The following is a 20,642-nucleotide window of genomic DNA, read 5'->3' on the forward strand; positions in this document are numbered from 1 at the left end:
AATCACTAGAAGCTTCTGTCATGAGGAGATATGACAAATGTCATAAAAAAAGAAAGTTGCAAAATCAACTTTCTTTTTAATCTTTTAAATTCTTATTCCACACTAAATAGGTATGGGTAAACTGGTTGTTGGCCTTGGTGGATCTCGACTTCAACATCTTCGAATTCTTCTGCGATTTCTTGGGCAATTTCATTGGCAAGTTCTTCGCTTCCGTCTTCACCGACATAGAAGGTTACGATTTCACTATCTTCATCCAACATATGTTTCAATGTTTCTGTCAAGGTTTGGTGCATGTCAGGGTTTGACACGAGAATTTTCCCATCAACCATACCAAGATTATCGTTTTCATGAATTTCTAAGCCATCAATGGTTGTATCACGCACAGCTGTTGTAACGCTTCCACTAACAACATCGCTAAGAGCAGCAGTCATACGCTCTTGGTTTTCTTCGATGGACTTGCTTGGATCAAAGGCAAGAAGACTTGTCAAACCTTGAGGAAGAGTGCGAGCTTCCACCACTACTGCTGGTTGCTCCAAAACTTCTGCTGCAGATTGAGCTGCCATGAAGATGTTTTTGTTGTTTGGCAGGAAGATGATGTTACGAGCGTTGACCTGTTCAACAGCCTTGATAAAGTCTTCAGTTGAAGGGTTCATAGTTTGACCGCCTTCAATAACATAATCCACGCCTTGAGAACGGAAGATATCTGCTAGACCTTTACCAGCCACCACAGCAATCAAAGCATACTCTTTTTCTTCAGCTGGTTTGCTAACTTGGGCAACTTCTTTTTCAACCTGTGCTTCGTGTTGGTTCCGCATATTGTCAACTTTTACCTTGACCAAGCTACCATATTTAAGACCTTCTTGCATAACAAGTCCTGGATCTTCTGTATGGACATGGACTTTGACAATTTCATCATCGTTAACAACGAGGAGAGAATCCCCAAGTTCATTCAAGTAGCTACGGAATTCGTCGTAGTCAAAATCTTTGGCATAGGTTGGACCTTGCTTAAGAGCTACCATGATTTCAGTACAGTAACCAAACGTAATATCTTCAGTCGCTACGTGACCCGCTACAGACTTATGATGTTCTGCATTAATCATTTCACTCATGTTGGCAGGAGTCGCTACAAAGTCCTCAGATGCAATATATTCGCCAGTAAGGGCTGAAAGGAAACCTTCGTAGATGAAGACCAGTCCTTGACCACCTGAGTCCACAACGCCAACTTCTTTCAATACCGGAAGCATGTCTGGCGTTTTAGCTAGTGCTGTTTTAGCACCTTCCAAGGCTGCGCGCATGACTTCAACAGCATCATCTGTTTGCTCAGCTTTTTTCTTAGCACCGATAGCAGCTCCACGAGAAACTGTCAAAATCGTTCCTTCAACTGGCTTCATAACTGCTTTATAAGCAACTTCCACACCTGATTGGAATGCAAGGGCCAAGTCTTGACCTGTTAACTCGTCTTTATCCTTGATGGCTTGTGAAAATCCACGGAAAAGCTGAGACGTAATAACGCCTGAGTTCCCACGCGCACCCATCAAAAGACCTTTGGCAAGAATGCTCGCTACCTCGCCAACTGTAGAAGCTGGCTTGTCTGCAACTTCTTTAGCTCCATTTTCAATGGTCATTCCCATGTTTGTTCCAGTATCTCCATCTGGAACTGGAAAGACGTTTAATGAATTGACATATTCAGCTTGCTTATTCAAGCGAGTTGATGCAGCCTGCACCATTTCTTGAAATAAGCTAGTAGTAATTTTTGACACGGTTATTCTCCTACAACTTTGATATTTTGAATGTAGACATTTACAGTCTGAGCAGTAATTCCAAGTTGGTTTTCCAAACTAAAACGAACACGCTCTTGAATGTTTTTTGACACTTCGCTAATCTTTGTTCCGTAGCTCAACACGGTATATACATCAACTGCAATACTGCCATCTTCGGCTGCCTTTACGACGACACCTTTGGAATAATTTTCCTTACCTAGAAGGGCTTGGAAATTATCTTTGAGGGCATTTTTACTAGCCATACCGACCACACCAAAAATCTCAGTTGCTGCTCCACCTACGACGGTTGCAATCACTTCATCTGTTAGTTCGATTTGACCATCTTTTGTATTAATTTTTACAGTCATCCTTTTTACCTCAACTAGTTGATACTCTATTTTATCATATTTCATCCCAAGTGTAAAAGCAGAATACTGTATCAGCGGATATTTACTCTATTTTTCAAATGATGTTATACCCACAATAAAAGAAAAAAGACCCTAAGGTCTCCTTACTTTTATTATTAAACGCGTTCAACTTTACCTGATTTCAAAGCACGAGCTGAAGCCCAAACTTTTTTAGGTTTACCATCGATAAGAACAGTAACTTTTTGAAGGTTTGGTTTTACGGCACGTTTTGTTTGGTTCATCGCGTGTGAACGGTTGTTTCCTGATACAGTCTTACGACCTGTAAAGTAACATACTTTAGCCATTGTGTTTTCCTCCTATTAGATCTAATATAGCGGATGTGCTAGCACCACATACCGTACTATGTTATCACACTTTCTTCTTTTTTGCAAGGGAATTGGAAGATTTGTTTGTGTCTAAATTTTTGGGACTAATCAAATATCCTTATAACTCAATAAAAAAGCGAGATTTTTCAGACAAAAAAACTGGAAAAAGTTCTCTTCACTTTACCCCAGTCCTTGACTATATTGCACTATTTATGCTACAATATTGTTTGACTGATTAAGCAAAGGGTTGTTTTGTCTTAATCGGTGGTGTAGGAGTTGCTACTTCTACACCTTTTTTCGTTTTATTTACCTTATTATTGTAACACACATTAGGCAAAAAAGCAACTATTTTGTATAAAAACATGACAAAAAGACCTCTAAAAATTCTTTTTTTAGAGGCTTTTGTTTGCCCTCCAATTCTATTTATGTCCTCTTTTTCTGATGACAGCGCCGTGTGGTTTATGGTTAATACGAAACCCTGCGCCTAATCCCGTATTCCTAAATTCTTCATACTCTTGTCTCCAAGCTCCAAAAAACAGCTCGTATAGCTGATCAATTCGTTCAATAAGAATCATCCTGGACATGGTACAAGCCCCTTCGATGGACCAATACATCCCTCGATGTTTCATGCGGTAAGTGACTTTTCGGTGCTGACTCTCCATTACCCCGATACCACGTGAGGATAATCCTCTAAGTTTAGGTGGTCTAGTGTCACAGAAATTTCTTAATAATTTCTTACGAAAATTGTAAAAATTATCAAGAACTTCCTGGCTTTCTATGAGAGATTCAACTGTATCTAGTACGGTCTGAAGCAGGCTCTTCTGATGATTTTTGATGGCCTTAAAAGCAAGATCAAGTAGTGTAGATGGGTACGGCTTCAGGAATCTTTTAAGTTCTTCATTGACATGATAGGCATCCCAGAAATGCTCATGACGTTTAATCCGTAGAGCTTTCTTGATTTCTTGAAATATTCTGCGAGAATAGCCTTTGCCATTGTCCGAGTTAGTGATCAGAAGAGTTCGGTCAGTGATTTCAAAATGATTGTAGAGATAGTCGATCAATTCTTCCTTTGCTTGTTCATGGCTTGTATGGATAATCTCATGCTTATTCTCCAGTACATACCGATTATTACCAACCTTCTTCGCTCCAGTATGAATCAGAAAATGTGCTAAGTCTGTATTGTGTCGTTCATCATTGCTTGATGTTGTCTTGACAAGCACACCATCTCCCTCCAGGTAAATTTTATCTGCCTGGATTTTTTTAGGCTGCTCATCACCTTTAAAAAGCCGATAACGTTCCCTCTCCGAAAAGAGCCTACCTGCCATTTTTACAGACTTCAACACAGCATCCTTTGTTATCTCCAAGCGATAAGCCATCTTAACTGTTCGACAAACTTCACGGTAGGATAAAACGGAAGCGTGTTTTGCCATGTGAAAAATCAACTCAGGAGAATAACGCATATACTTTTCTAGACCTAGCCACTCATCTACGGGATAACAGTTTTTCTTTCCCTTTCGCCAGCGATTTCTAGAAAAGGTCACCTCTCCAAATGTAAAGACAACTGTCCTCTCTGTACTATCTATCCGCTTATATCCCCTCAGTCTCATGGAAGAAGCTATCTGCTCGTCATAATCTCTTACACGCTTCAGGAATTGCTGCTCACGTTTGCGATCTAGTTCTGCGATAAATTCTTTTTCATCAAATCTAAACATACTCTCTATTGTACTGAAATCACAACTAGATTGAAAACATCACAAACTTTCTACAAGACTCTTTCAAAAATAAAAGCCTTCCCTTATTGGGAAGGTTATTTGATTATAATTATAAGTATAATTATAATTATAACGATAAACTTTCGATTAGCTTATCAAGGTAATCTGATGCAGACTTTGCACCAGCTGCTTTAGCAATTTTATCTAATTTTTTCCGATTGCTTGGTTTCAAAGTAAACTGAAATTGTTTCTTACGTTCAAAACTTTCAAAACTTTCAAAGCTAGCTACATCTGAAAGCTGCTCAGGTTGATGAGTTGCTTCAATAATCTGCGAAATCTCTTTTTCTTTTGGTGTGAATGCCATAACGATCTCCTTCTAATTATATTTATAATTGTATTTGTGTTTATAAATATAATTATATTGTATCATAAATTTTTGAAAAAGTCTGCTCCAGCTCAGCGAAAAACTTTTTGTGTTTTTGATAAAGCTCAGGATTCTTCTCCATATCTGCAATAGAGATTTTATCGATTGTGGAATGATTGAATAGCTCTTTTGCTGGTACAATTCCTAGAAGGTTATCTGTTCCCTTTTCTTTAGCTTCAAGTCCCAGGGCCTCCAGTAACTCTCTTGATGACCCATAGTTTGGTCGGATCATATTTGCTAAGAAATATAACTCAGCAGTAATGTAGGATTCCCTTGTACGATAGTCAATTACATCCTTTCTGAATGCTTCTAACCGAGTTGATAGATTGAATTTGGCATTATAACCAAACTCTGAAGGGGTCAAGGGACTAATAATAGCGTGACTGACCGCAACAGCATTTTTAGTAGCTGTCGCAAAGTCTGGTCTACAATCAATCAAGATATAGTCAAACTGATCCAACTTCTTCTTTTCGTAGTTATCCTCTAGCCAAAGATAAAGTAGCATATTTTTCTTATCGCTGTTCTCCAGATCTCGTTCTACAGTGTCAAGTTGAACAGAGCCTGGAATTAGACTGATATTTTCCTTGACTTGCTTAATATCCACGTCGCCTCCTTTAAAAGCATTAGCAATCGTATTCTTGCTCTCGTAAATATCATAGCACTGGGTTAAATTGCACTGATGGTCAAGATCAATCAAAAGAATCTTATGCCCTTTCTTGGCCAGCCATTCCCCATAATTAAATGTTAAAGTTGTTTTCCCAACACCGCCCTTAATAGCGGCAAATGTGATAATCTTCATTTGATATCCTCCTGTTTTTCTATACTTCTATTATACCATTATAATTATATTTGTCAATATGTTTATAATTATATTTATAATTATTTTCGCAATGAAGTTTCTCCTTCCCTTTCGTCAGCAATTCCTAGAAAAGGTTATCTTTCCAAACGTAAAGAGGACTGTCCTCTCTGTACTGAAATCAAGACTATATTAAAAACATCAGAAACTTCTACAAGACTTTTTCATCCTCAAATCGTCGGTCAACTTTCTCTTCACGACTACGCACGTGCTCCTTAATATCTCTATAATCTGTGTAATGTTTTAGAGTATCGTCAAAGAACTCTTGTAAGGCTCCTTTTTCAATTTGGAATTGTTTGATCAGTTGACTGACATCTTCCAGTCCCATATCTTTTGGAACTCCTAAATCATCCAATAGTTGTACCGCCGCAAGACTATTTTCTGGAGATTGCTGGATGGCTAAAAGTGCTCCTTCAATTTTATGATAACGTCCAAGTCGCTCATCTAGCTGTCTTAATTCCTCCTGGGTAGCTTCTATCTTTTCATTAAAGCGCTCCTCCAAATGTTGAAATTGTGTTCCATCTGTCACGCCGTGCTCGACTAAGAAATTATATTCCTTAATCAGTTCACGCATAGAGGAAATTTGAGCGTTTTTAGTTACAAGTGTTTCTCCATTTTGTTTGGCCAATTGCCTTGCGACAGTCAAGCCCATCATGTACCTATTTTTTTGAGATTGATCAGGATTGAGAAAATAAAAATAGTCTTTCTCTTTGATATAGATGGTATAGTTTCCATCCTCATTTTTATCAACTTTATGAGAAGGTATTAAAATTGTACCACTATTTAAAGCTCCCATATCCATCTGCACGTAAATGCCTTGCTTGCTTTCTTGCTCGACCTGCCAGGATTCCACTTCCAATTTCAATTCAAAATCATTTGCCGTTTTTTCTTTTGATTCTTGATATTGTTCTTTCAATTCCTCCACATCAAAGACTAACTGATTCTTAGAAATTCTCTCTTTTATTTTTTCAAGAGAATAGAGTCCTTTCTTCGATAATGTATCATCTCGGACATTTCTTTGTTGGGGCTGATCGAGCAATTTATACTTCACAAATTTACCAGAGAAATCAATCTGAAGATTAAGCGCAGCTGCCTTTTGTTTGAAATCTTCTAACGACAAAGAGTGCTTCAGAAGGAAATCCAGACGCTCCTTAATTTCAAACCGATAATTATTTTGCCTCCGCCAAGCAGAATACTTTGTATAAGAATTTTTCATTGTAGGCTCAATAATTTTAGCGCCATAACGTGCCGCATGCTTGTCCGATATTGCCCTCAAATTTTTCAAGGTTTTCTTTTCCCAGCGAAATTTCTTGAGCGTTGAGGTATTGGTGGTATTAAGTATGATATGGTTATGAAGATGATCTTTATCCGTGTGGGTTGCGATCACAAACTCATAATTTCCACCTGTCAATTCTAACATCGTTTGACGGCCAATTTCATGAACCTGCTCAGGAGTCAAGTTATCATCTGGAGAAAAAGACTGGATAATGTGATGAGCCAATACTTGTTTTCCTGAAGATAATTCTTTCAAGTCATCATCTCCTTTTTTAAAGGCTGCAGCTAATTTTGTCATGACCATTTCTTCATCTGCTACACTAAAATCAGAGATCCCATTTCCAGATACTAGCTTCATTTGAAGCTCACCATTATGATAGACAAGAGGAAAATCCAGATCACTTTCTGCAGTTTCCGATACAAGAGTTTTCGCTTCATTCAGAATATAGCGTATAGCTATTTTTAAATTGGAAGGAGTTTTAATTTGTTTGGGTGTTTTGATTACTACCATTCGTTATACGTCCTTATTGTTTTCACTTTTCGTTCCTGTAAACTTTTCTTCTCCGCACTAGAAAGTTTGACAGCCACCATCTCTTTCAACTCAGATAGATAGTCAATGACTTGTGCCACTTCCTCTGGCGTAACCCCTTGATTTTCATTGGCATGTTTGGCAATTTGGTTGATGTTCGTACCCACTCGATTGATAGCAACTCGAAGGTCTTTCAATTCAGAAAAATCAATTTGAACCACCTTCCCTTGTACCAGTTGATTCTTCGCATAGTATTGAAAAGATGGAACTCCCATTTGGGCCATCGCTGTTTTAATTTGACGATCTTCCTCTGGTGTTAGTCGTATCAATTTTTGTATATAGCGTTTTCTATTTTCTCGTTTCTGCATTATTTTTTTATCCTCTTTCTCTCAAAGTCTCTGGCATTTTCTGACCAGGCATCAGCCCCTGACTTCCTTGTGGCAAGCGTAGCAAATGGATATCCATTTGCGAAATTTAAAAAAATCAGAGAAGGAGAACCCTGTAGTTTTCCTTCTTGATTTTCTCAGTTTTGGGGAAATCCCCAAGCCCCTTTCTTATATCTTTTGGAGTACAACTTCTAACAATTTATCGTAACCAACTGAAGATGTTTTTGAAAATAGATGATTGCTTATCACTATTTTCTACACTTTTTTCTTTTTGACCTTGTAACTTTTCAGCTAGGACAGAAAGTTGTTGAGCAGTTAGAGGCTGGAAAATCGACTGCCCAATTTGTATTTCTGTCAGTAAGATTTTTTCAGTGAGTACAGCTTGAAATTCTTCATCTGTAATCATCTTGAGTAGCTCAATATTTTCTTCTTCCCACTCCAAAAGAGCAGGATCTCCTTCAGGAAGTTGAGACTGTTCTTCCTCTAGTTGCTCCAGAACTTTTTGGCGAGTCAAGTCTTTAGCGTTTGGCGATACTCCTACAACTCTGTCTCCATCCATGATTGGAATAAAGTCTGAAAGGATGATGATCAGTTGTTCTTCTTGTTCATTGCTCATGATTGTTGTCCTCCTTGATGATGATTTGTTTTTAATTTGACCTTTGGTTTATTTTGGGTGTCCCGTTCGGTCATTTCGAGAAACCCTTCTCTTTTTTTGATTGTGCATCTGCTTTCAACTCCTGCTTATGTTCTTCGACAGCTTGCTTATTCTGATCTTTAAACTTCTCCAGTTTTTGCTCAAAACTACGTTTCGTTTGTTTCTCTTGACTCAATCTTAATTGTTCCAATGCTTGATCCATCCGAACCATTAAACTTTTAGCTTCTTGTTGGACAATATCCAACTGTGCTTCTAAATCAGCAAGTGTCTCCTTATCAGCAGACCATCCAGATAGATAGTTAAAAGAGTACTCTGACGTATCAATACCGTAGTATGAAGAAACAACATAAGCGACACTTTCAGCCTGAAGTTCAGCTGTGCTTCTAGTTAGATTTTCCTTCTGAGGATTATCTGCATGGTGCAACTCTGCATGAGCCATTTCATGTAAGAAAGTTTTAATAATTTGGGCCTTGTTCATCTCATTACTACGCAAAACAATTTGATTTTCTGGGACAGAATAATATCCGTGCTTATTATTTTCCATCTCTTCAAATCGAACTGATACATCATTTTCTTTCGCAATAGCCATCAGGGCACGGTAAAGATTTGCATAGTCCAAATCAGTCAGTTGTTCTTTAACTTCTGCAGCTTTTGGCATCTCCTTTCCTTCTGTCTGACTAACATCAAAAACTGGTACTAAACCAAAGAATGTAACTGTTTCTGGTTTCCCGTTTTTATCCAATATTGGTTGGTTATTCTCATCCTTTTTGATCTTCGTCATAGGTTTAAAAATACGTAAAGCCTTCTCGCCCTTTTTTACATGACGGCCAAAGTTTTCTTTCCACTGTTTGAAAGAAGTTACTTGCCTTGCTTCAGGATTTTGTGCAAGAATTAAGCGTAAGTTGCGATTAGAATAATTATTTAGTTGACTCATTTTCGTTAGATAGTCTTTGTACTTATCTGAGTCCAGGAACTCCTTAATTCCTTCTTTAATATGACGGCTTAATCCTGCCATATCTTTATTTTGAATAAAATCTGCGACTGCAAGACTGCTAGTTGCTAAAACAACTTCTTCCGCTTTTAGCTCCTCGTCGGCATCTATTATTTCTTTCCGATTATTTTTAGTTTCATCTAATTCAGATTGAACCTTTTCTATAGCTTTTTTATCTAATTTACTAGCATATTCTATATATTCTTCTGAGAATCTTTCATCCATCATCTCAGAAAGTGGGTATAGTTCAGATCCTATATCGTATCTTATACCGAATGTATAACTTTCTCCTTTTTCATTTTCAATATCAAAACTGGTTTTATAATATCCATTTCCTTCAGGTCTTAAACGCTCATTTTCAAAATATAGAATTTCTATAAATTCTTCGTATGGTACTAGTTCATCTTCTTCAAACCTATCTCGAATAGCCTTGTTTTCACTCCAATTAAATCGAATGTATAGTCCTATATCTGTATTTTGAGTTAAATCTGCGACTGCAAGACTACCAGCTGCTAAAACAACTTCTTCCGCTTGTAGCCCCTCCTCGACATCTGGTTTAGAACCTGGTTTCGATCTAAAATCATACGGATTTGTTCCCTGCAGCAACTCATCATCATCAGAAACTCCGTCAGCATCTGCATCACGTTTCAACTCCTGCTTGTTGTGCCCTTGTTCTTCTAGTTTGATTTCTTCCTCTTGGATTTTTTCAAATTCATCTCGAATGTTTTCGATGGTTTGTTCAACTTTTTCTGATAAATCTTTAATCTCTTTTTGCCATTTTTCTACAAGAGCTACTTGTTCCATAGGTGAGTCCTTGACACCCAACTTCTCAAACCAAGCAGATAGATTTTCGACCTCAACACTATCCATTCCATCAAAAGAAATAAATCCTAGACGACTATCATGACTACTATCTGAAAAACCAATCGGACTATTTTCTAACATTCCGTAAGGTACCTGAGATAAAAGTTGTTCTGCGTAAGGAGTATCTTCCAAAGCGTAGCTAAACTGAGAAATATCTAACTCACTCGCCAATCTCTCCAGATGATACTGAGTGAATATTGCCCCATCTATCTTCATCAACTCTGGATGCTCTCGCATTTCTCGTGTTCCAAGTCTTTCTTTATGAGCGATTGGGTTAATCTCCTCACCGATATTGTAACGAATGCTATCCTGGATCAGTTCACCATCAGGAGCGTAGATACTAAACTGGACCTTTGTTGGAGAGATGTAGCCTTCTGGGTGACCACCAGTCACTTGTTTTAGACCTTCCTGATGTAACTGATAAAAGCTCTGGTTGGCCTTATATAGCTCCCTAGCGAAATCTTGATAAGATATCAGCTCGGTTTCTTTAAATGGCAATTTAGGCCCATCTGGTCGCTCCTCAGCCCATTGAAGACGTACATGGTAGTTCTCCTTATAGATGTGATCTTGTTGCCATTCTTTATAAAAATCTGAATTTGTATCTAGGAGATGATCTGCACCAGCTGCAGCAACAATCTGATCAAAATTATCATTGTGCTGTTTTGCATAGTCAAGATACTGATTCCAGGCTTGATGAAATTCTTCTGGAGTTTTTGAGATATCACCTGGCACACCTAAATTATAGACAGTATCTAGGACTTGAGTAAACGTAGCCGAATCAAGTGAAGTTTTATTCGATGTGTCCTCTGGAGCAATATGTTCAATTTCTTTAGTTGTATCAGGCTTGATTTCCTCAAACAAGCCATTTTTCATAATGGATTGCAATTCTTTGCCCCCATCCTTAATATAGTCCTCATTGATCGATAGCTGTTCAATGTGGCCATTACGTTCACGGAATACTGCAAGAATAGGAGTTTTATCTGCCGTCTCCAGTTCTTTGACCAGTCTGGCTCTAGATTGAAATACTGATACTGGAATATAATTTTCTTCTTCCAGCTCTTTAAACAGTAAAATAATATCTTTATCATCAGACTTTATAAGACTGTCAAAGCGCCCATTATATCGTCTAAGATTAGTTAAGTCATCAAAATAGAAAGACGTACTTTCTGTTGCGACTGAAAGATCTGACAGGACGTTGATTTTGTCAAAAGCTGCATCATTGTTAGCCAAAAGAATATTATCAAAGTGCCCGTTTCCCTCTGCAAAATCACGTAAAGTTTTTTCAGGTGTCTGCCCTGGTGCAAGTGGCTTGATCCCCGTCAAGTGCATGAAGTGTTTTTCTTCAAAATTTACTTGTACAGTCTTATCAGGAGTGACATAATAAATCTTAGAGTTAGCCAATTCAGCCAAATAATACTGCGCTGCATTCTGTATAGTTTGACTACGAATTGGACGATTCAATTTAGCTAATTCATGCGAGGAAATAGAATGATAGTGGCCATCATTACTTGACTGAAACTCTTCATTTATGCTAAAATATAATAAATGAGAGGATAACGTAGGGCGACTGGTAACAGAGCGTTCAAAGGTACCAACTTCTGGTACGGGTGTGGGACTGCCTTCAGCCTTGGGCTGTAAAGACCCCTGACTACCATTGGTCCTCTCATTTTTTTGATACTCTGAATTCATATTTTGCTCTTGAGACTTCCCAAGAGCTTTTTCTGTGCTCTGATTTTCTTCCAGTGCTCTACTAGAATCTCCAAGAGGATTGGAAGGTTTTTCAAAGGTCACTGTTTTATCTGAATCAATAACCATCTGTTTTTTAGGCTCTACTGAAAAGCTGATATTATCCCAGTTCTGCTTCAGCCATTCCGCATCTTCTGGAGATAGATTACTATTATCTATGTTCAATTCAGAACTCTGATCATCTTCTAGGACTAGTTCACCTTGCTTTTTTTGTTTGGCAAGTAATTCATCCACCTTCAGTCGTTCCTCATCTGTTTTCGGATGATACTTGGTTTGTGAAGATAATTGAAACTCTCCTTCTTCAGTCAACTCCAGGGCAACTCTTCGTAACCCTTTTACAAAATACGTATTTGGTTGCTTTTGCCACTGATTCACTAGACCTTCATCAATCAAAGCTTGAGTTGCTGGCTGAATGCTCGTTTTGTCCATTTGTTCAGATATAGCTTCAAGTCTAGTCAACTCTTCTTGATAGCGTTTGAGAGTAGCTTTAGTAAAGAACGACTCCCCACGTTTAGCTTTTTCTAACTCTTCACGGATTCTAGGTATATTTTGAACACTCATATCCAGACCACTTCCCTGACGATTCAACCCCATTTCTTTCAAATGTTGTTGGTGCTCCAGGCGCTCTACTCGCTCTTCCTGTTGCTTAATTTCATCCATCTTTGAGAAAACTCGACCTTCTATTTGCTCCTGTTTGCGCATAAAGTTAGCACCGCCTCGTTTATCATTCATAGGCTGGCCATTTGTTAGGGATTGATGAGAGTAGACCGCATTGATTGCCTCATCAGCTTCTCCTTTGAGTCGCTCTAGCTTTCGTCTAGCTTGCGCCAAGCGACTATTATCTGGTTTTTCTGCTTCATACTCAACCCCTGCTTCATGTACTTCCGACATAGTATGTTGCCTTTCTTTCTCTTGATTGACAATCCTTGTATATTCCTGATGGACTTCTTCCTTCGTCAGTTGCCTAGCTGAGACAAAGGTTTTTACATCATCTGCAGTTAGCTCTTGCGCTTTTGCGAGAGCTATTTCTTTCTCAAAAAATCCCTGGTAATGCCAGGACTTTTCATCTGCTGTGTAAACGTGCGCCAGCTCCTTAGGAGCTTCATTCCCCCTCTTCAGGAAATCGTTCCAATCTTTCTTTTCCTGGTTAAGCTGGACGATAGGTGGAATGGCAATCTGGACTGGAATCCCCTTCTCCTGCAATTGAGTGATAAAATTCTGTCCTGCAGCATCATTATCTACAGCCAGCGTGATGAGATCATCGTATTTGTTATTTTGGAAAAGTGTAGAGGTTTCTGCTGCAACAGATAAGAATCTTGAGGTACGTGCTAGCTCACTAGACTTGGTATAATCCCTTTCATCCATAGGAATATCCCCTCGCTCCTGTAATATTTCAAGAACATAGTGGGATAATACTCCCTCTTTCAATCCTTCCATCTCAACCAGTCGAACATCGTTTAATTCGTCCTTATGAAGCTCATAATAGCTCATAAGGTCAATGGGTGCCTCCGTTACAATTAAACGTTTAGGAGACCCTATAGACACGTTTAATCCGCTGATAGCTTCTGATTGATACATGATTTGTTTCAAGTATCCTTTGCCAGGATGACGTTCTTGATCAGGAACAAGTCCCTGGAGGCTCGCACCTACCAGTTGCTGATTGCTGTCCAAGTATTTAAAAACTAAGACATCTTCTATAACACCATCTTTATCCTTACGTTTAGCTTGGGCTAATACTCCCTTCTCAATGAAGAAGTCGATTGTATCATCAGAGAGACCTCTAATCTCCTTGAGATAGGTTCTCGCTTCCACAAATGGTTGTTCGTAAGGTGCTAGTGTATAGTTGAAAGGTTTACGTTCTTCCTCTACTGGTTTTGCTTCAGGGAAGGAACCTGTCTCTAAGAATACCATGGCTTCCTTATAGCTGACATTTTGCATTTGCTGTACGAGATTGATAGTATCACCAAAGAGGTTTTGAGAATACCAATGCCAGGTATTCTTCACAGTATCAATCTTAAACGAGTCATGCTCAGCCCAATAATACTCTCGATGTGATTTCCTCTTCATTTCCATTCCGAGGCTACGAGCTACTTCTAAAATATCCAGCGATTTTGCCTGTGCTTTTGTTAAAGGCATACTCTTTCCTCCTCTACTAATTCCTTAAATAAAAGATATCCTTCAGGAGTTGCATCTAGTTCACTAACAACTATTGGATCTTCCTGACTCGTTGTCACAAAAAGATGAGGAGCTAATTGATAGAAAGTCTCCTCATCTGCCTGTTTGAATAGCTGCCAAATAGCATAACGTTCTGTAGCTAAATTTTCTAGCTTTAATGCTAAAACTTGTGAGATACTCTCCAGGTATCCTAATTGTATTTTTGGTGTTTCCATCCTACTATCCTTTCTGTATGTTAGGCCACGAATAACTCTTTTAGCTGCGGAGTCAAATCGTTAGCATATAAAAGCAAGCCGTCGATGTCTGTTCCTTTTCGAGTGTATTCGTACCAGTTTTCTTTGTCTTCAGGAGAACTTGCAATCTCATCTTTTCTAGGATGATCATAGACACTTGCTTTTTTATCTCTGAAGACATTTTGTTTAGAAATAAAGACCAATCCTTCTTCTACCCCAATTCTTGCGACTTCATCTGGAGTTAGAAGGGGACGGCCTTGAATTTGTTTATTTTCACTTGATGAGCCATTACGATAACTATGCGATTTTGAGGTGGATCTAGTACGTATAGTCTGCTTACCTGACCTTGTAGAATAGTATTCCATCGTATCCTTGTCATTTGTCCCTAAAAATAGGTGAGTAGCACAGTTATTAAAGATGGTCTTCCAATCACTTTTATAAAGTGATTCTAGCTGATTGACAGCTTGGATGATAATCTTAATAGACATCTCACGACTACGAATAGAAGAGAGGACCTGGGCGAAGTTTGGAATACGGCCAATTTGTGCAAACTCATCGAAGATAAACTGAATGTGGCGAAGATTTTTTCTACTGTAGCCAGGTACTTTCCCTTGCAAGATATCATCAGCCTTATGTGTAAGAACCTCAAAACCAATCGCAAACAAGATTGATGAAAGAAAATTAAAGGCGTTATTGGTTTCAGGAATAGCAATAAAAACGGCCGTCTTTTTCGTATTCCAGGTATCCATTTCCATGGTATCCTCACTAATCAAGTTTCGGACATCTTCGTGGTCGAAGATAGAATAACGAGAAGACAAAATCGCTACCACACTGTTTCTTGTCTCGCCTCTGAAGTTTTGGAATAATTTCCACTGTTTATAAGCATAGTTGTTAGGTTGATGTTCGTTCAGTTCTTCAAACATCTGCTCGACAGGGCTTGGTACATCTGGATCCTCTCGATACATATTTCTTAATAGATCTGCAACGTGGCCCAGGTTTGGCATATATAACTGGACTCCAGTTTCAGGATCCTTAGAGTCAAAATAGAGATAACCAATCAATGCACGTTGCAGCATCAACTCTGCTTGAACCCAGAAGTCTTCTCCAGTATGCTCACTCTTCTTCGTTCCCTCAGTAATTGCTTCAGAGATACGATCAATATCTAGCTCAGACTTCATGTAATGAAAAGGATTAAAACGATCTGAATTCTTGAGTCGAATCAAATCAAAGATTTTAACAGCAAAGCCAGCTTTTTCAAGCATCTTCCCAACTTCGTGTACCAGGTTTCCTTTTGGATCTGTCACAACAAAGTTTGAGTTCATCTGCATTAAATTTGGCAATACAAAAGTAAAGGTTTTACCGTCTCCTGGAAGACCTATGACAATCACATTTTTGTTGAGTTGCACATTGTAAACTAAGCGAAAGTTAAATAGCCCCATTTTGACTTGTTTTGAAAAAATCATATTCTTCTCAAAATCAACGTCTTCAAAACGTCTCATTTCCTTCAAAGTCGCAAAACGAGCACTACCTTGTTCTTCTCCCTGACGATATAAATTCTTATCCATAGAAGCATAGACAAGCATTGGGAGGCCGAATCCGATCAACCCTGCATATAAGGAACCTGAATCAAAGAAAACACCAAAGGAGAAGCGTTCCCAGTGTTCTAGCAACCAACGAAATCGCAACGTTCCCATGAAAGGTACTGCTGCAGTCGATAGTTGGTAGTAATGGTAAAAGGACTGAAAAATAACAAATGAAAATAACCCCACCACCAGGTAGGGCCATATAGGTTTTCTAATCATCGTGTCTTCTCCTTCCCAATCTCCTTCGTAACAACTGGCATCATTCCTTTATAGACCTTATTTGTCTTATAGTAATTGATTTTATCTTCAGGAGTCATTTCATGTGGTTTCTTCAGTACCTTTTTCGCAAACTCTTCCAATTTTTCTGGGCTTTTCGTGATGTCTGCCAACATCTCTTTGAGAGCCTTTTCTACCAAGGTGCGATTTTTTGTTTCAAAGAAGAGATAGGTTGTACCATCTTTTTGATGATAAGTAAAACCCACCTTATACTCTTCCAAGTAATGCTTCAACTTGGCCAAATGAACTTCACTATTTAATAAAGTCTCGACATCTTTTTTTGATTTTGTGGCCATAAAGTCATTAAAGCGTGTCTCACCTTCAAATGTTCGATTTGCCGCCTTATGTTGTTTCTTGTCGTAATGGGCTTTTGCGAGGGCATACAGAGCTTGTATCGTCATCTCCAGGGTAACTTTTCCTTTTAAAGCCAGAGAATGACTGACTTTTTCTTGATCCATGTAAGACCTCCTTTATTTTGGATAATTGGATAGTTCTGGCTTAGCAATAACCTGGAATCCGTAAGGTGCTGAAGGTTCTTCCTTCACAGTAACTACCAAGCGTTTCTGACTTCTGTTCTCACCGTCTTTCACGGCCACTACATAGGTTAGCTGATAAGTTGCTTCATCAACAATCAAGCTAGATTCCAAAATCACAGACTGCAGTTGACCTGCTTGTCTATCTATCGTTAATTGAGGAGCTACGAAATCAGCCATTTTCCCTTTATCAGAGTAAAGGGCTGGCAAAAAGTAACGTGAAAAGGCATCTAGTTCCCCTGTTTTTGACTGAATGGTTTTTAGATTTGAAAGTTCCTTGGATACGGCCGAGAGTTGCTTTTCTTGATGGTAAACTAGCGTAAGTGATAAGCCAGCAAGTGTCAGACTTCCTACTAGACTCAATAACACCAAAACTCTTCTTAAATACACCCAAAAAGAGCGTTTAGAAGAGGTTCGAGGTTTGGGAGTTTCATGTTTCAAGGAAGAGGCTTCAGCTTTTTCTTCAGGAGTCTTCTCTTGATGTTTTGTTTTTGGCTGGCGCTTAAAGAGTGAGCTTTTTGATTCTTTTACTTTAGCCTCCTTGTTATTAACCGTACTAGGCTTCAGGAAGAGGCTATCTGCGATCCCCTCAAACGGCAAATAGACATCTTCTTGATAGATCACTACATTCTTTTTATCCAGTTCCTCTACCAATAAAACGGCCTCTGCCTCCTGGTGTTTAACCTTAGCATTTTCTCGCTCCAGCGCTTGATACACAAGGTCCCGATTTTTATACGTTGTGGTCGTATTTTGTGTCAGATTGGTTAAACGGTACATCTTTTTCAACTCCTTTCAATTTTCCTTCAGCAAGAGCTGCTTTAATATCAGCCCAGGTTAAATTATGTTTAGCCAAGTAGTTTGACCGTTCCTCATGTTTGGCCAAAATGATTTGAGTTTCTAGCTCCTTCAATTTCTCTTCTTCTCTATTGACCTTGGTCATATAGTCAGCTAAGCGGTCTTCCGCTTTCTGTTTTTGTTTTTCCAAAGTTTCTAATTTTGTCATTGTTCCTTTTTCCCTTCTGTACTTTGTGTTTGGTTAGTGATTGGTTTGTTTAACGATGGAATACTCGCCTTTTCGCTGGCATTCAAGCTGTCCACAATCAAAATGGGGTCAATATGATTGACCAGGTATTTCCCATCTTGCTTGCTGAAGCGAATCCGTATGGTTCTTGAAGATCCTACGTTTGTTTGGGCGTTAGTATAATCATACTTCTTCTGTAACTGTGTCTGAGTGTATCTCACTTGAGCTAGGGCAACATGGTTTTCTTGATCGATGTAGATGGTAGAAGACTTCATCTGTGTATCCACTACATAGCCCTTATAGGTTTGTACCGTTGGTTCTTCTTCAGAGTTCACTTCCTGATTGTAAGCAGCTTCTGTCATATAGGGCAAATAGCGATTTCTATTTTCTCCCAGATCCTGCTTATTGAAGTAAGCCGTCAAAAATTCCTTTACATATTCTTGCGTTAGTTCGCTTCCCTCTGCTTTGGTTTCTTGTTGCGTAGTTTCAGCTTCCTGTTTAGCTTTCTTTTGTGATGAGGTTGCTGCTCCAATCCAGAATACGAATCCTAGAACTAGCACAACTCCTATAAGGATTCCTCCTATTTTCAGGAGTTTCAATTTCTCCATATCTATCATTTTCATGATTTACCTTCTTTCTTTTTTAATTCGGTGTCGCAAATGTATAGTAGTCAGCTGGATAGAGAACACGAAAATGGACCTTATCCTGTACACCTTGGACATTACATTCCGAAACTAGGAATGAACCGTCTGGGTTCACAGCTTCCACAATCGCAACATGACCGTATCCACCTGGTGTCCCACCAAATCCACCTAGAATTGATACAACAGCCCCTCTCGTTGGTGACGTACTGTACTTCCATCCTTTTGCGACTAGGCTTGTTACCCAATCCTGACCATTTCCAAGGTAACCATAGGACCCTGATAAGTCTGTAATCGTTCCTAGTTCAACTAAACGATTATACGCATACCAAGTACATTGACCAACTGGGTAGCCGCTTCCTTGTTGTGTAGTCATAGAAGCTTGTGTAGGAGGGTGCTCCACTTTTGACTGATACTCGGCAGGGAAATTCCAGGAAGATGCTAACGCTCCACCTCCTCGAACTTGTTGAGTAAGAAAAGCGTGGATCTGCTTAGCATTATTTTGGCGCTCTATGACCTTGTCTCCAGAATTTCCTTCCCAGTTGACCAAAAAACGCTCTGTAAGTGTTGCTACGTCTTCTGTGCTAGTCAGAATTGATGTTAATTCAGTGACATAATAGGGACTATCTCCCTCTAACATAAAATCTAACTGCAGTTCTAAATCATACCACTTTTTATTCTTAGATTTTGCATAGTTTAATAATAGAGTATGTCTCGTGGAGCCATCCGCTGTATCTGTCCACTGTCCCAATCCTAAACCTCGATGAAGAATGTTTGGGTATCTCCCGTTATAAATAGCAGGTCCTGCTATAGCTAACCAGGACTCATCATCCCAGGAAGAAGAATCAGCCCCTACTGGTGGGCTAAGATAATCTCCTTCAGCACGTTTAGGATTGATATTGCTTTCAGTCGCAAAGTTCCCAAGCATGGCTGCCAAACCATTATCTGTTAGCGCTGGGAGCTTTTGCTTCAAGTAGTCTTTTATCGCTCGTGATTTTTGCCCCAAATCGCCATCAAGTGTAGTAATGACTGAGGTTGTCTGATTGTACGTGACAGATTGAAAGTAAAAGCCTGGATTGACTGATGTCCACTTTTCTTTCTTATCCTTTGTCTCTTTTTCCTCCAGTTTTTGATACTGAATGACTTGGTAACCATTTGTCGTTACCTTTCCAACCTCGTCTCCAGCTTTGACCTGATCACCGTCAGAAACACGGATATTTCCTACCTCTTCATAAGTAAAGATGGCTTTATCTGTTTTGATGGATACAGTAGTATCATCTGTTACACTGACTTGACCGTCAATAGGAGCTCTTAGAGCTTGTCCTGTTGAAGCTTTTAGTTGTGTTTTCTCATAGATTTCACTCTTAGAGGTATAACCAAACCGCTTCAGGATAACTAAAGGGGCTTGATAAGAAGGATCGTCCTCCTGGTAAAAAGGGTTAGCTAGTTCTTGATAAGAGGGGTATCGACCAACCTCTTTGGTCAACTCCTCTAACTCTTTATACTCTTCTAGCTCGCTATCACTCAACTTAGTCCACTTTAAATCTGACGAGGGACCATATAAGTCAACCATCTTTTTCAAGTTGTGAGGGTCATCATTCAAATGATTCCAAAGATCATTCAAGGCATCAGAATAGTGATTAAAACCTAACGTCCCAGCCCATTCACCACCAGTCCCATCATTCCAGTTACTTTCTGGTTTCCACTCGCTACCGTAGCGAAAGTTCATGAAAAAGATCATGTCATCGATGTTTGTCCAATAGTCTACCTTATCATTGGACTTATCTCGATCTCGTTTACTGATTTGAAGCCAGGATTTGTTCAAGTCAAATTCATTTTGTTGGACTGGACCACTTCCTCCAAAAACAGACATAAATATCCCAAATACTGCAAAGATGAGAAACATTAAGAAATAGGACTTGACAGCTAAAGGATTTGTTAAAATCGAACGTAGTATTTTTGACGAAAACTTTAAGACTTTTCCTGTACGTTTTGATGCCTTCCCAAACTTTGAACGTCCCAGTCGCTTTTTGGCATGTTTCATTTTTTTGCTGAGTTTTCCTTCCCAGGAGAACTCTTTTGGTGTTCGAGTATATCCTCGCCCTCTGATGAAATTATAGCTTTTATTAATCTGACCATAACTATGCTTAATAGTATACTTAGATAGCTTTCCTGCAACTTTTGCAGCTCTTTTAGAGGCGTTTACCTGGTACTTAAATTGACGAATATTGGCTCTTTGTCAAATAGTG

At 39.0% G+C, this 20,642-nt stretch carries 16 protein-coding genes and 1 pseudogene; all 17 read right to left on the minus strand.

Annotated elements, in window-relative coordinates; all coding sequences use genetic code 11:
* Positions 1 to 92: 92 nt before the first annotated feature.
* Positions 93 to 1,760 carry a DAK2 domain-containing protein gene (locus D7D54_RS05560; protein WP_020901535.1) on the minus strand — a complete coding sequence of 556 codons (1,668 nt, stop codon included), beginning with the start codon at positions 1,758 to 1,760 and terminating at the stop codon, positions 93 to 95.
* 2 nt (positions 1,761 to 1,762) lie between these two features.
* Complete coding sequence (locus D7D54_RS05565) at positions 1,763 to 2,128, minus strand: Asp23/Gls24 family envelope stress response protein (protein ID WP_000216437.1); 366 nt, start codon at positions 2,126 to 2,128, stop codon at positions 1,763 to 1,765.
* 155 nt (positions 2,129 to 2,283) lie between these two features.
* Positions 2,284 to 2,472: a 50S ribosomal protein L28 gene (gene rpmB, locus D7D54_RS05570; RefSeq protein WP_001140948.1), complete on the minus strand. Its 189-nt coding sequence runs from the start codon at positions 2,470 to 2,472 to the stop codon at positions 2,284 to 2,286.
* A gap of 440 nt (positions 2,473 to 2,912) precedes the next feature.
* A complete protein-coding gene (locus D7D54_RS05580; protein ID WP_208636626.1) occupies positions 2,913 to 4,205 on the minus strand; it encodes an ISLre2 family transposase in 1,293 nt (430 codons plus the stop codon).
* Between the two features lie 127 nt (positions 4,206 to 4,332).
* Positions 4,333 to 4,569, minus strand: a complete 237-nt coding sequence (locus D7D54_RS05585; protein WP_120718997.1) for a hypothetical protein — start codon at positions 4,567 to 4,569, stop codon at positions 4,333 to 4,335.
* A gap of 52 nt (positions 4,570 to 4,621) precedes the next feature.
* Entirely contained in the window at positions 4,622 to 5,428 is an 807-nt protein-coding gene (locus tag D7D54_RS05590; protein ID WP_020901531.1) for a ParA family protein, read from the minus strand.
* 208 nt (positions 5,429 to 5,636) lie between these two features.
* A complete protein-coding gene (locus tag D7D54_RS05595) occupies positions 5,637 to 7,271 on the minus strand; it encodes a relaxase/mobilization nuclease domain-containing protein (protein ID WP_120718998.1) in 1,635 nt (544 codons plus the stop codon).
* Positions 7,265 to 7,657: a plasmid mobilization protein gene (locus tag D7D54_RS05600; RefSeq protein ID WP_020901529.1), complete on the minus strand. Its 393-nt coding sequence runs from the start codon at positions 7,655 to 7,657 to the stop codon at positions 7,265 to 7,267. The genes D7D54_RS05595 and D7D54_RS05600 overlap by 7 nt, the downstream gene beginning before the upstream one ends.
* A gap of 217 nt (positions 7,658 to 7,874) precedes the next feature.
* Positions 7,875 to 8,291, minus strand: a complete 417-nt coding sequence (locus D7D54_RS05605; protein ID WP_020901528.1) for a hypothetical protein — start codon at positions 8,289 to 8,291, stop codon at positions 7,875 to 7,877.
* Positions 8,292 to 8,361: 70 nt separating this feature from the next.
* The gene (locus D7D54_RS05610; RefSeq protein WP_120718999.1) at positions 8,362 to 14,067 is read right to left on the minus strand and encodes a PBECR4 domain-containing protein; all 5,706 of its coding nucleotides are present in this window, start codon (positions 14,065 to 14,067) and stop codon (positions 8,362 to 8,364) included.
* On the minus strand, positions 14,058 to 14,321 hold the full coding sequence (locus D7D54_RS05615; RefSeq protein WP_000449745.1) for a hypothetical protein: 264 nt from the start codon (positions 14,319 to 14,321) through the stop codon (positions 14,058 to 14,060). The genes D7D54_RS05610 and D7D54_RS05615 overlap by 10 nt, the downstream gene beginning before the upstream one ends.
* 20 nt (positions 14,322 to 14,341) lie before the next feature.
* The gene (locus D7D54_RS05620) at positions 14,342 to 16,141 is read right to left on the minus strand and encodes a VirD4-like conjugal transfer protein, CD1115 family (protein WP_020902530.1); all 1,800 of its coding nucleotides are present in this window, start codon (positions 16,139 to 16,141) and stop codon (positions 14,342 to 14,344) included.
* On the minus strand, positions 16,138 to 16,656 hold the full coding sequence (locus D7D54_RS05625; RefSeq protein WP_020902531.1) for a DUF3801 domain-containing protein: 519 nt from the start codon (positions 16,654 to 16,656) through the stop codon (positions 16,138 to 16,140). Before D7D54_RS05625 ends, D7D54_RS05620 begins: the two co-directional genes overlap by 4 nt.
* Before the next feature lie 12 nt (positions 16,657 to 16,668).
* Positions 16,669 to 17,508 (minus strand): hypothetical protein, encoded by an 840-nt coding sequence (locus D7D54_RS05630; protein ID WP_020902532.1) that lies wholly within the window; start codon positions 17,506 to 17,508, stop codon positions 16,669 to 16,671.
* Complete coding sequence (locus D7D54_RS05635) at positions 17,462 to 17,734, minus strand: hypothetical protein (protein ID WP_020902533.1); 273 nt, start codon at positions 17,732 to 17,734, stop codon at positions 17,462 to 17,464. Before D7D54_RS05635 ends, D7D54_RS05630 begins: the two co-directional genes overlap by 47 nt.
* Positions 17,731 to 18,375 (minus strand): hypothetical protein, encoded by a 645-nt coding sequence (locus D7D54_RS05640; RefSeq protein ID WP_020902534.1) that lies wholly within the window; start codon positions 18,373 to 18,375, stop codon positions 17,731 to 17,733. Before D7D54_RS05640 ends, D7D54_RS05635 begins: the two co-directional genes overlap by 4 nt.
* A 19-nt stretch (positions 18,376 to 18,394) precedes the next feature.
* Positions 18,395 to 20,629 (minus strand): annotated as a pseudogene (locus D7D54_RS05645) (phage tail tip lysozyme); the annotation flags it as partial.
* Positions 20,630 to 20,642: the final 13 nt, after the last annotated feature.

The organism is Streptococcus chosunensis, assembly GCF_003626515.1.
In the GTDB taxonomy this organism is placed as follows: Bacteria; Bacillota; Bacilli; order Lactobacillales; family Streptococcaceae; genus Streptococcus; species Streptococcus chosunensis.

Coding starts and splice junctions, on each gene's coding strand:
- D7D54_RS05585 (WP_120718997.1), bottom strand. CDS start 4,569: ATGGCATTCACACCAAAAGAAAAAGAGATTTCGCAGATTATTGAAGCA.
- D7D54_RS05590 (WP_020901531.1), bottom strand. CDS start 5,428: ATGAAGATTATCACATTTGCCGCTATTAAGGGCGGTGTTGGGAAAACA.
- D7D54_RS05600 (WP_020901529.1), bottom strand. CDS start 7,657: ATGCAGAAACGAGAAAATAGAAAACGCTATATACAAAAATTGATACGA.
- D7D54_RS05605 (WP_020901528.1), bottom strand. CDS start 8,291: ATGAGCAATGAACAAGAAGAACAACTGATCATCATCCTTTCAGACTTT.
- D7D54_RS05640 (WP_020902534.1), bottom strand. CDS start 18,375: ATGAAAATGATAGATATGGAGAAATTGAAACTCCTGAAAATAGGAGGA.
- D7D54_RS05595 (WP_120718998.1), bottom strand. CDS start 7,271: ATGGTAGTAATCAAAACACCCAAACAAATTAAAACTCCTTCCAATTTA.
- D7D54_RS05630 (WP_020902532.1), bottom strand. CDS start 17,508: ATGTACCGTTTAACCAATCTGACACAAAATACGACCACAACGTATAAA.
- D7D54_RS05625 (WP_020902531.1), bottom strand. CDS start 16,656: ATGGATCAAGAAAAAGTCAGTCATTCTCTGGCTTTAAAAGGAAAAGTT.
- D7D54_RS05580 (WP_208636626.1), bottom strand. CDS start 4,205: ATGTTTAGATTTGATGAAAAAGAATTTATCGCAGAACTAGATCGCAAA.
- D7D54_RS05635 (WP_020902533.1), bottom strand. CDS start 17,734: ATGACAAAATTAGAAACTTTGGAAAAACAAAAACAGAAAGCGGAAGAC.
- D7D54_RS05620 (WP_020902530.1), bottom strand. CDS start 16,141: ATGATTAGAAAACCTATATGGCCCTACCTGGTGGTGGGGTTATTTTCA.
- rpmB (WP_001140948.1), bottom strand. CDS start 2,472: ATGGCTAAAGTATGTTACTTTACAGGTCGTAAGACTGTATCAGGAAAC.
- D7D54_RS05610 (WP_120718999.1), bottom strand. CDS start 14,067: ATGCCTTTAACAAAAGCACAGGCAAAATCGCTGGATATTTTAGAAGTA.
- D7D54_RS05565 (WP_000216437.1), bottom strand. CDS start 2,128: ATGACTGTAAAAATTAATACAAAAGATGGTCAAATCGAACTAACAGAT.
- D7D54_RS05615 (WP_000449745.1), bottom strand. CDS start 14,321: ATGGAAACACCAAAAATACAATTAGGATACCTGGAGAGTATCTCACAA.